Annotated in this window: 10 protein-coding genes and 2 pseudogenes; 9 read left to right on the forward strand and 3 right to left on the reverse strand. The window is 34.6% G+C overall.

The genetic code is table 11. The features are described from left to right. Positions 1-238: 238 nt before the first annotated feature. Complete coding sequence (locus ABDZ84_RS04470; RefSeq protein ID WP_343780320.1) at positions 239-796, forward strand: hypothetical protein; 558 nt, start codon at positions 239-241, stop codon at positions 794-796. Positions 797-949: 153 nt separating this feature from the next. Beyond that, complete coding sequence (locus ABDZ84_RS04475) at positions 950-1,420, forward strand: hypothetical protein (protein WP_026682551.1); 471 nt, start codon at positions 950-952, stop codon at positions 1,418-1,420. Positions 1,421-1,708: 288 nt separating this feature from the next. Here ABDZ84_RS04475 and ABDZ84_RS04480 read toward each other — a convergent pair. Beyond that, positions 1,709-2,038 (reverse strand): annotated as a pseudogene (locus ABDZ84_RS04480) (IS21 family transposase); the annotation flags it as partial. Positions 2,039-2,310: 272 nt separating this feature from the next. Here ABDZ84_RS04480 and ABDZ84_RS04485 point away from each other — a divergent pair. The 5 genes from ABDZ84_RS04485 (at position 2,311) to ABDZ84_RS04505 (ending at position 7,603) form a co-directional block, all read left to right on the forward strand. After that, a complete protein-coding gene (locus ABDZ84_RS04485) occupies positions 2,311-3,090 on the forward strand; it encodes an ABC transporter ATP-binding protein (RefSeq protein ID WP_026682550.1) in 780 nt (259 codons plus the stop codon). Continuing rightward, positions 3,080-5,245: an ABC transporter permease gene (locus ABDZ84_RS04490; protein WP_026682549.1), complete on the forward strand. Its 2,166-nt coding sequence runs from the start codon at positions 3,080-3,082 to the stop codon at positions 5,243-5,245. Before ABDZ84_RS04485 ends, ABDZ84_RS04490 begins: the two co-directional genes overlap by 11 nt. 24 nt (positions 5,246-5,269) lie before the next feature. Further along, complete coding sequence (locus ABDZ84_RS04495) at positions 5,270-5,935, forward strand: response regulator transcription factor (RefSeq protein WP_026682548.1); 666 nt, start codon at positions 5,270-5,272, stop codon at positions 5,933-5,935. 8 nt (positions 5,936-5,943) lie between these two features. Continuing rightward, complete coding sequence (locus ABDZ84_RS04500) at positions 5,944-6,981, forward strand: sensor histidine kinase (protein WP_026682547.1); 1,038 nt, start codon at positions 5,944-5,946, stop codon at positions 6,979-6,981. 166 nt (positions 6,982-7,147) lie between these two features. After that, positions 7,148-7,603 carry a GNAT family N-acetyltransferase gene (locus ABDZ84_RS04505; protein ID WP_343780325.1) on the forward strand — a complete coding sequence of 152 codons (456 nt, stop codon included), beginning with the start codon at positions 7,148-7,150 and terminating at the stop codon, positions 7,601-7,603. A 425-nt stretch (positions 7,604-8,028) separates the two neighbouring features. Here ABDZ84_RS04505 and ABDZ84_RS04510 read toward each other — a convergent pair. Both ABDZ84_RS04510 and ABDZ84_RS04515 read right to left on the reverse strand, forming a co-directional pair. After that, positions 8,029-8,229 (reverse strand): annotated as a pseudogene (locus ABDZ84_RS04510) (transposase); the annotation flags it as partial. A gap of 261 nt (positions 8,230-8,490) precedes the next feature. Next, positions 8,491-8,718, reverse strand: coding sequence for a hypothetical protein (locus ABDZ84_RS04515; RefSeq protein ID WP_026682545.1), 228 nt, complete (start codon positions 8,716-8,718; stop codon positions 8,491-8,493). A 526-nt stretch (positions 8,719-9,244) separates the two neighbouring features. On the opposite strand from ABDZ84_RS04515, the gene ABDZ84_RS04520 reads away from it, so the two are divergent. Both ABDZ84_RS04520 and ABDZ84_RS04525 read left to right on the forward strand, forming a co-directional pair. Further along, the gene (locus tag ABDZ84_RS04520) at positions 9,245-10,249 is read left to right on the forward strand and encodes an ABC transporter permease (RefSeq protein ID WP_226983558.1); all 1,005 of its coding nucleotides are present in this window, start codon (positions 9,245-9,247) and stop codon (positions 10,247-10,249) included. A 15-nt stretch (positions 10,250-10,264) separates the two neighbouring features. After that, positions 10,265-11,170 (forward strand): carbohydrate ABC transporter permease, encoded by a 906-nt coding sequence (locus ABDZ84_RS04525; RefSeq protein WP_026682542.1) that lies wholly within the window; start codon positions 10,265-10,267, stop codon positions 11,168-11,170. Positions 11,171-11,223 lie beyond the last annotated feature (53 nt).

Genomic DNA, 11,223 nt, shown 5'->3' on the forward strand with positions numbered 1-11,223 from the left:
AGAAATGTATCCGGAGTATTATAAAGGAGTACAAGGACACGAATACAAACTATCGGATGTGCTCTAGCTACGGCAAACAGGAAAGGACCGGGCTGGTTTTTGCCCGGCTTTTCTTATTCGAAATACTTCAACAATTTATCTTTTTTAAAAATTATTACTTTTTTAAAAGGGTTTTAGATTTATATGTAGAATTATGTAATATAAGAGCGCTCAAAAAATTTAAAAAGAGGATTTTTTTATGAGAAAATTATTCGTTGTTTTATTAGGGTTTTTTCTTGTTTTTTCAGCTTCATCCACGACTTTTGCAGAATCAGTACAACAAAATACGTCAAACAATATCACTCCAGCACATCTTGAAATTATTCAAAATACACTTAACACTCCAAATCCTGACGGTACTCCAGCTCAAATCAATATCAACGAATCTCAAGATTCAATTTCTACTCAAGCAACTCTAGGCACGATTACACCAGTTTTTATAAGAGCATCTGATAATTCTACTCAAGTTTATGTATACTTAACTTATGCTGGGAATAAGGCTGCTAATGCTGTAAAGTTCAGTAAAATGGATATCATGCACAGCTCAGTACTTAATCGTACGGTATATAAATCATTTCCAGCAAAAACTTATAATTTTGGCATAGCATCTACTTATCACACTACTTATATCGGCACTGCAAATGTACCAACAAACCAAACAAAAGTAAGAGTCTCAGATTCTGGTCTAATGGTATATGTAACAAGCTCCGGTTGGTTGAGTGCCACGAATATTATTGGACAATGGCCAATTCAATAAAACTTTATACTTATTGATTAAAGAAACTAAGGTACAGATTAGAAGTAACTGTTGGTATAGTTAAAGTACTCTATGCGATTATATGCTATAGAGTAATAATATCGAGATGTTCACTAGAGCATCTCTTATTTCTTTTTTTATTGAGGTGATTACGTGGATCATGATGAGTACAAAGCATATTTGAAGCAGCAATATTCCCATAGGATTCGACCGTTACAATCAGTTAATGACATTATCTCCGCATTTCAAAAAAAATTAGATATTGCCGAAACAGAATTATCAGAATCCGAAGTTATTTTCTTAAAAATGACAATCCTTAACTATATTAATGCACACAAAAACGACCCTATAAAATCTAACTTGGATAACTTAAATTTCATTTCGTATGAAGTAGTAAGAAATGAAAAAAGTGATCATTACTACAATCATATGAGGATTGCATCTGATAATGAAAGAATACTTGTCATTATTGAATCCCAGTTAAATGCAATAACCTCCAATTGCGAAGAACTAAAAGTGGATATGCTTATCGAACGTGGAATCGACACATCTCATGTTAATCAAGAAACACCTGAGTTTTTTGCATATCTAATACTTTTTGATTCTCATAATGAGAATCATTGACTACGACAGAGGATAAAAAGACAACATTTTATAGAACAGTGAAAGAGTTACAGGAAAATTAATTCTCGATTTTAAGAGTCTATTCTCGGATGGCGTCAGGGAAATGTGCTTAGCGTTGTAAATCCGCATTTTCTTGACGCCACCCGTAATACTGCATCAAAATAAGAACAATTATTGCGTAAATTAATTTTACGCTAAATGCCTTGAATAAGTACATAAATTTTAGGCAAAAGGATAAAAATTATTTTTTCGAATTGGAATGTTGTATATAACTCCATCTCAAAAACGAAGGTTTAAACGCCTGGTTTCCTTATAATGTTCAAACTCTTTCGTTAAGATAAGATCCCCGCCATTTTCACTGACCACGATTAAATTATCCTGATCATAAACGATTTCTCTTGGGATTCCGCCATACCACCGAAATGCATCTTCATGTGCTTCCATCACATCCTGGGTAGTGAAAGGTCTGTCTAACCATTTTTTATATTTGTATCTCGAGTTAGACAAAACAAATGCGATAAACCTCAGCTTCACCTCTTGATTGTCAGGTGTTCTTTGTTTTGTATGACCAAAATCAATCTGCATTTGTTCTCCCATTGGCTGGTCAGGAATAGCTTTTTCCGTTTGCTCGTTCATTTTGAGTAATCATTGGATTTAATTTAGAAATCAGTTGAATGCTTTGTTCTTTTGTATAAAGTACCCTACGCAATGCCTTTCAATAATTGAGCTATTGAGGTGCAATTTATATTGATAAAAAATACCGAAGCAACTTCTCTTATTTTTCCTTTCAATATTTGTAAGTGTTTCTAGTCTTTTATGCTGGTTATAATGTGTATAACTCAATTCGATTATAATTTCGAAATAGCATAATAAGGAAGGTGTTTGATACAGTGGTCAGACAAGGAAAATTACTAAAAGTTCAAGACTTACAAAAAAACTACGGAAAGAAAAACAATATAACAAAAGCTTTAAATGGTGTTAGTTTTGATGTTCTTCCTGGAGAATTCTTAGGAATAATGGGACCAAGTGGATCTGGTAAAACTACTTTATTAAACTGTATTGCAACAATAATAAAACCAACATCGGGGCGTGTACTTTTAAATGGTGAAAACATCAGTGCTTTTGACAGTAAGGATTTAGCCGAGTATCGCGGTAGTCGAATTGGATATTTGTTTCAAGACTTTGAATTACTGGATAATCTAACTGGACAAGAAAATATACTATTACCATTATCTATTCATGGGATAGATTTTGCAAAAGCACACACTAAATTAGATGATCTAGCGTTTTTTTTAGAAATTACAGATATTCTTAAAAAATTTCCATCTCAGATGTCTGGAGGACAAAAGCAAAGGGTAGCTGCTGCACGTAGTTTGATTTCTAATCCAGACATTGTTCTTGCAGACGAACCGACTGGAGCATTAGACACACGCTCTGCAAGAACATTAATGAATAAGTTGGAAGGTATTAATAGAAGTAGAGGAAGAACAATTTTAATGGTCAGCCACGATCCTAATGCTGCAAGTTTTTGTTCTAGAATCCTTTTTATTCAAGATGGTGTGATATTTCATGAACTGCGCCGCAAACATGATGAGTCACAAGAGAAATTTTATGAGAGAATTTTGCATTTACTAGCTCAGCTTGGAGGAGGAAGTGCAAATGTTCTCTAGGTTGATTTATCGTAATGCTAAACGAAATCGTAAGGAGAATTTAATCTACTTTGCAACACTTGTAACAGCAGTAGCCTCGTTTTATATCATTCTTTCACTTGGGAGACAAGATGTTATTTTATTCTTAAAGGAGTTTGAAAGTGATGCGATTGATAAACTTTTAGCTCAAATGCCAATTGTGTATCTATTTTCATTATTTTTATTATTTTTCTTAACTTTATTTGCTAATCGGTACCAATTAAATCGAAGGAGTAAAGAGTTTGGGCTCTACCTCATGTTAGGAATGCGCAAGGAACGCCTTATTCTTCAACTTTTAGCCGAGGGGTTTATTACTTCTATTTTGGCACTTATTGGAGGCATTTTGATAGGCGGATTTTTAGCAGAAATAATCAGCTTGACGGTATCTAAATTAGTCGGGCAGGGAATTATCGGTCATCAAATCAGCTTGTCGGTAGGTGCAATTTTCTTTACCATAGTTGGTTTTTTATTCATCCAGTTTATAGCGTTAGCCATTCTTGGGGGAAGATTATTTAATCAAGAGGTACATCAATTACTTTATGAGCAAATGGATAAGAAACAAGATATGGGGCATTTGAAAGGCAACGTTATCAATATATTAGTAGGTTCTATCTTATTAGGCGCTGCATATTGGATTGTTTTATACCGTTTTATGGATTTTGCAGGACTGATTTTGTTCGCGGCATTGGCTCTCGGAAGTTTAGGAACAATCCTTTTTATGAGAGGATTTGCAAAATTACTAGGCTTATTGGCAAGCATGTCCGAGCGTAAATCGACGAAAGGTCTGCACACATTTACATTAAGGCAGTTTCAAGAAAACATAGCAAATCGATCTACTTCTGTTGCGGTAACATCGATTCTCATTATGCTCGCTATCATTTTGCTAACAGATGGTGCTTCGACTATCATGGGGTTAGAAAATGTTTATACTAGAGGTCCCGCGATCTATGATTTTACTGTTAATAGCGATAATCAAAAGGCTGAGCAATTTCTTACGTCAGAAAAAATGGTATCATATGTAGAGGACTTAAATTTTCTTGAAATTGGACAAATGAAATATCAAGATGAACAAGGGGAAGACGACTTGCCTTTATCGTTGGTAGACTGGTCAAAATTAAGAGAGCAACTAATTATGGCTTTGCCAAGCAACTATAGAGAGCAAATTTTATCTGGAGAAATGCAATATTATGATATCAGTTCAGAGAATCCTGAAGCACTTAATCTTTTTGGGGTACTAGAAATCGATGCAACAAAACCCTACCTCATTCCTGAAACATCTTATAATGGGCTTTTAGAGGCGATAGGAGAGACACCACTGAACCTAGATTCAGATGAAATTGCTTTATACTTTAATCCAGATTTTATGCCTATGGATGATGTAGAAAGCATGCCTGTACTAGATCGTATTCTTGAGGATGCTCTAGAAGAAAGGCAAAGTTTAATGAGCATTAATGATCAGGAAGTATTTATACACCCATCAATTCCAATGAGAGGATTAGTAGCAGATCGTTCCGTAGAAATTACCTCAGCATTTATCGTCCCCGATCAAATGTTTGAACAATTACTAGATACGGAAACCTATGTGTCTTATTGGAATTTTTGCATTCCACAAAGGCTGCAAGAACAGCAAGGTTTAATGAAGGCAATGATGGAGGCTAGAGATTTATTACAATCCTCAGGCTTCGAGTTTGAAAGTTATTTACAAAACTTTGGACGGAAACTTTTCTACGTTGTTGCTGGAAGTTATACGACACTATATTTGGGATTCTTATTCTTAATTATTGCCTGTACGGTAATAGCTTTACAATTTTTGACGCAGATGAAGCAGACTGGACAACGCTATGTAACGCTTTCCGTGTTGGGGGCAAAACGTAAGCAAATGAAACAATCGGTGCATAGACAGGTGTTGCTGACTTTTCTGTTACCTATGTCTCTCGCATGCGTCAGTGGAGCGGTTGGCATAAGGGCTATGATTTCATTTGTTATTATTTACTTCGATGATCAAGTGTTACTGTATCCGATTGCCCTTACCTTTGCCTGTCTTGTACTCGGCATTTTTGTGATTTATGGCGTAGCAGTAGCACGTTCAGCAGATCATGAAATTGATAAATTGCGTTGGAAGCCAAATATCGATTAAGGAGAAGTCAAAGGAGGTGCTAAAGTGGCGAGGATTACAATTGTTGAAGATGATTTATTAATGAGAGAAGAGTTAATGGATATATTGCAAAAAGAAGGGTATGAAGCGGTAGCAATGGAAGATTTTCAAGATATAGCACTTCAAATAGCTACTTTGGTACCAGACTTAGTCTTATTAGATATCAATTTACCGGAACAATCAGGATTTGAAATATGCAAAAGTCTAAAATCAAAAGGGATTGGTCCCATATTGATTCTTACATCTAGAGATAAGTTACAAGATGAATTACATGGTTTTCATTTAGGCGCAGATGATTACCTCATAAAACCATGTAATCGAAATAGATTGTTAGCGCGTATTCAGAACTTGCTCAGAAGATTTAAAGAGCAACCAAAGTTAGTAGATGGTGGCAGTTTTTCGCTAGACCCGAATACCTTTACTTTGTATAAGGGATCTCGGTCGTTGTTATTATCAGCTAATGAAGGAAGAATTTTATTGGCTCTAGTGGAGCATAGACCTGAGATTGTATCCAAGTCAACATTAAGTGAACTTTTATGGGGAACGGAGCAATATATAGATGAAAATGCTCTTCAAGTAAATCTGACTCGCTTACGAAAAACACTGCGGCAAATAGACTTGGAGAATCATATTGAGACAATAAGGGGTCAAGGTTATCGACTTAGGGGGTAGGTGAAACCATGAAATGGATAAAGCAAATCTATGATTGTTTTCATGCTTATAAACTATGGTTTCTTATTTTAATTACTACAGATCTTCTATTTATCTTTCTAGCCTGGTTGGCTTACCCAGAAACCTTTAAGGTGTTAGTAGGACTAATGATTATTTTTACTCTAACAATGATATCGTTGTCCGTATTCATCATCATTAGAAAGCAAAAAATTATAGAAGCTGTCTTTCAAGATTTTTTATTAGAACCGAACGGGGCGAACGAAGAAATATTATGTCAGCTATCTCCTAAGACAAATTGGTCATATATCCGTAGAATGGGAAGTGTCATAAGATCATATCAGTCAAAACTTAATGATCAAGTCATTGAGTTGAATGATTATGAAAATTATATAGAAGGATGGGTTCATGAAATTAAAAAGCCCCTGTCATTGATGACATTGGTATTAGATAACCGCAGTGATGAAATATCTCCCTTTGTTAGGCAGCGTATGCTTCATATTAGGAATCAAATGCTTGGAGACGTAGAGCGAATTTTGTATTTTGCAAGACTTGGGGCTACTCATAAAGATTATATTTTTGAGTCTATAAATTTACTATCATTTTGTAAAAAGACAATTGAAGACCATCAAACACTAATAGATGAATCGGGTTTTCAAATACAATTCATAGGTGAAGAAATGGAAATTTTTTCTGACCGCAAAGGATTAGCTTTTATATTCGAACAAATAATCGCTAATAGTACTAAACACGTTCCACAGAATGAGGATAGTCCAATTTTGAAATTTGAAACGGTTTATGACAAAGTGAGTGATCAAACTTTTTTAAATATTAGTGATAATGGACCTGGTGTATATGAAGAGGATTTACCATTTATTTTTGATAAGGGCTTTACTGGAAGGAGAGGTACTTATACAAGACAATCGACAGGTATGGGACTCTTCTTAGTGAGCAAGATGGCTTATGATTTGGCAATTCAGTTGGATGCAAAATCAGAGCTTGGTTCGGGGTTAATCATATCGCTAATATTTCCAAATGTGAAACAATAAGCTGTCATACTGAGCTTGATATGATTATCTATAGTGATGAATTAGGTAACAGTACTATACAGGCTTTACAAATATGCAATCAACATTGTTGTTCGATTTTAAATAACGAACAATTTAGGTGATTAGGAATTCGAAAAAAAATGGTGAAATTATTAAGGAGATTATAATGGAGCTGTACGGAGAAAATTTATTATTATCAAAGATATCAATCAATGATTTAGATTTTATATGCAGGATAGAGACTGATGAAAATTTATGGTACTTTGAGGAGTATGTAGAATCAGATAAAGGTGTTATACATGAGGAATACATACAAAAAATTGAAGAAAAGGTAAATCCGATAAGTTATGATTTTGTAGTTACTAACACTACAGACAAGAATAAAACACCGATTGGTTTAGCGCAATTATGGATCGATAGTGAATATAGAAAGAGCTGGGAAATTGGCTTTGCAATACTTCCCCAATATGGAGGAAAAGGTTACGGAAGCCAAGCAGCAAAAATGTTATTGCGATTTGCTTTTGAAAAATTAGACGCACATAAAGTATTTGGAATGTGCAATTCAAATAATAAACGCTCTGCAGTTTTAATGGAACATATTGGTATGAGAAGAGCAAAATAAATGGGTTGATCAATACTATTTTTCTATTCTGGAGAGAGAGTATTTTAAGTACTAAGCCTTAAAAGTGTGTTATACACATTAATGAATGTTTGTTTCAATTTTTTAACACACAAATCTATAGTGGTTTTTTTTAACTTTATAGAAATTAGCACTATATCAAAAAAGAATACGAATTTATGAAAAATTGTTAGTAAGCAGTGATATGAGCAAGGTACCGTCAATATTTTTTGTAAATGAGTTTCCAATCTTTTCGGAAAGATCGTCACTCTGTATTTAAAATACACTTGTTCGAAGGATTGATTTTGATGTTTTTGAAAGGGTTATCCCTGTTGAAAACACCAAAATTTTTGCGCTGGCGAGTCCTACTCTTTCGTCTCATGTAATTGTTCAAACATCGCTTCTAACGTTGCTCGGGCTTAATTAAAATCCAATAAGTGCTTATACGAAGCTACGGTCTGTTGCTTAAACACGCCATTACGATTCATCGAATTTTGATATTTAGGTCTCCAAACTCAGTGTGTAACTTACGAGAATAAGAAGCATTATGTGATTTATGCGTACGAAAAACCTCGGTGAGATCTTGTTTCTGACTAGTGCATCGTAATTTCTGTTGTTAACTGATTCATTGGGAAGACCTCTTTTCTGTGAATTTTGTGTGGTAACTCAATTCTATCAAGATAAGGTCTTCTTTGTTGTCATTCCATTCATTTACACAAAGTATTTTATACCCTCAAGCTTTTGAAATTCACCCATTTATTCGCCCCTTTTTATTATAAATATCGGTTAAAGATTACTGAATAACTCACCCTCATTTGTTAAAGCGTATAGTTAATTTTACTATCTTCTTTTTTCATTGGAATTTCTGTAAGACCATCTTGTTTAATTTCCTAAGATCGTTGATCTCTTTGACAATTGTTCTCTATATTTTGTAAATCTCGAATTTCTTCGTCTGTCATTGCTTGTACATCTACATCATTTCCAATTTTCTTTTGCTTATCTAAAACGTTCTCATTCTCTGCTACAGATAAAGTCATACTACTATATAATAATACAACCACCATAGCTAATAATGAATTTTTTGAAAACTTCATTTCATTTCTTAACCGTTTGGCCATGCCACCATTTGTTGTCGGTTAGATAAAGAGGAATTATAAGCCTAAACAATCATTCTATTACACCAAGTCTCAGCATCTCAAGATTTGAAACAAGAGTTAAAAATGAAAATCACCGAATGCTTCTACAATAACTTTTTTTGGATGGGTTCCAGTATTTGGAATTTTGTCGAGCAATTCGATTAGTGCTCCTGCAGGAGGAAAGGCATTAGTGAGACCCCATAGTGCACGAGCGTCCCACGAAAAAAAGCGAAGTATATTTCTTGAGTAGTTCATAGCAACGATCATTTCTAGTTGTTTGTTTTTTTGATTAAAACATTTTTGTCCCCACCGATACACTTTATCAAAACGATGAAATGTAAAACGGAACATATTAAAACAAATGTAACATAGTACAATTGGTGAACCCCTTGATAAACGGTATGTGTACAAACTGGCTGACAAGCTATAATGAAAATCACATATTGATTGTATTTTCTGAAAAATATAGCATGTAAGCAGTTTCTTAAATTGGAAGGAGGGCAAATACGTGGGCACAGCTAATTCTCCGTTAAGAGAGGAAGAAATGCAGGCTTACCCTGTTGAGGGTGAAGCTTTCAGTAAAAGCAATAAGATTAACAAACCTAAAAAACATCGAAAGAATAGAAAGATCCTACAGAATTGGCAGCTATATATATTTGTCCTGCCAGCGTTTTTATACTTTTTCATCTTTCATTATATCCCAATGTATGGTGTGCAAATTGCCTTTAAGAATTTTATTCCTACATTAGGCATATGGGGGAGCGAATGGGTAGGATTTGAACACTTTACTCGATTTTTTGAATCCTATTATTTCTGGGATTTAATTAAGAATACGTTAGGCATTAGTATATATGAATTAATCGTTGGTTTTCCACTACCGATTATCTTAGCATTAGCTTTAAATGAAGCGAAGGATGGATTGTATAAAAGAACGGTACAAACGGTTACATATGCGCCCCATTTTATTTCCGTCGTTGTCATGGCTGGTATGATAATTGCTTTTCTATCTCCCGCCACAGGAATTATCAATCATGCTATACAATTACTTGGTTTTGAACCAATTGCTTTCTTAAGTGATCCTGCTTGGTTTAAAACCGTATATGTATTATCAGGCGTATGGCAAAGTACAGGTTGGGGTACGATTATTTATCTTGCCGCATTATCAAGTGTAGATCCGCAGCATCATGAGGCTGCGATTGTAGATGGAGCATCTAGATTTCAACGTATCTGGCATATTAACATCCCAGCAATTGTTCCCACTATGATTATCTTATTAATAATGAACGTAGGAAATATTATGGCAATGGGCTTTGAAAAAATATTATTACTACAAAATCCACTTAATCTTGAATCTTCAAATGTTATTGCAACATTTGTCTATCAAGCAGGTTTATTAGATGCACAGTATAGTTTTGCTGCTGCAGTCGGTTTATTTAATGCAGTCATTAATGCGATTCTACTTGTAACGGTAAACCAAATTGCAAGAAAAACAAGTGAGACTAGTCTTTGGTAGGGAGGGACAGACTATATGGGCTCAGCAATCCAAGATACAAAAAAAGATAAGGCGTTTAAAGTGTTGGTTCTATTATTTCTTACTGCCGCATTATTGATTGTGCTGTATCCATTAATTTACATTATTAGTGCATCAATAAGTAATCCATCAGCTGTTAATACTGGTGAGATGTGGTTGTTTCCAAAGGAAATAACGCTAGAGGGATATAAGTTAATATTTCAAAATGATGATATTTGGCGAGGATATTTAAATACGATTCTATACACCGTTTTAGGAACCGTCATTAATTTAGGAGTTACTATTCCAGCGGCTTATGCTCTATCAAGAAAAGATTTAGCAGGGAGAAATTTATTAATGGGTATGTTTGTATTAACCATGTTTTTTAGTGGTGGATTAATCCCAACGTATTTAGTTGTTAAGAGCTTAGGACTCATTGATACGATTTGGGCAATGGTTTTACCAAATGCTGCCGCTGTTTGGAATATTGTAATTGCTCGTGTGTTTTTTCAAACTTCTATCCCTAAAGGGTTAGAGGAAGCTGCAATAATAGATGGGGCCTCAAATTTTAAGTTGTTTACAAAGATTATTCTACCTCTATCCGCTCCAATTATTGCTGTAATGGCATTATTTTATGGAGTAGGACATTGGAACAGCTACTTTAATGCATTAATCTACTTATCGGATAAGGAAATGTATCCACTTCAACTCGTACTAAGAGAAATACTTGTATTACAGGAAATGGCCTCTCAAAATACAAACATGACAGGAAGCATGGCAGAAGCAATGCATAGTAAGCAACAGCTTGCTGCTATCGTTAAATATGGAGTTATGATCGTCTCTTCCCTTCCTGTTATTATCGTCTACCCTTTCCTACAGCGTTATTTTGTTAAAGGTGTTCTCATCGGCTCATTAAAGGGCTAATCAATATGAAGTGATATCGATTCGCGAGGAGGTGACCACTTCTTATCATTTAG

This window comes from Virgibacillus salarius, from assembly GCF_039521925.1.
GTDB lineage: Bacteria > Bacillota > Bacilli > Bacillales > Amphibacillaceae > Virgibacillus > Virgibacillus salarius.

What these genes read in the sequence shown, in the direction of transcription:
- ABDZ84_RS04470 (WP_343780320.1), top strand. Translation starts at nt 239, where the DNA reads ATGAGAAAATTATTCGTTGTTTTATTAGGGTTTTTTCTTGTTTTTTCA.
- ABDZ84_RS04490 (WP_026682549.1), top strand. Translation starts at nt 3,080, where the DNA reads ATGTTCTCTAGGTTGATTTATCGTAATGCTAAACGAAATCGTAAGGAG.
- ABDZ84_RS04500 (WP_026682547.1), top strand. Translation starts at nt 5,944, where the DNA reads ATGAAATGGATAAAGCAAATCTATGATTGTTTTCATGCTTATAAACTA.
- ABDZ84_RS04505 (WP_343780325.1), top strand. Translation starts at nt 7,148, where the DNA reads ATGGAGCTGTACGGAGAAAATTTATTATTATCAAAGATATCAATCAAT.
- ABDZ84_RS04515 (WP_026682545.1), bottom strand. Translation starts at nt 8,718, where the DNA reads ATGGCCAAACGGTTAAGAAATGAAATGAAGTTTTCAAAAAATTCATTA.
- ABDZ84_RS04525 (WP_026682542.1), top strand. Translation starts at nt 10,265, where the DNA reads ATGGGCTCAGCAATCCAAGATACAAAAAAAGATAAGGCGTTTAAAGTG.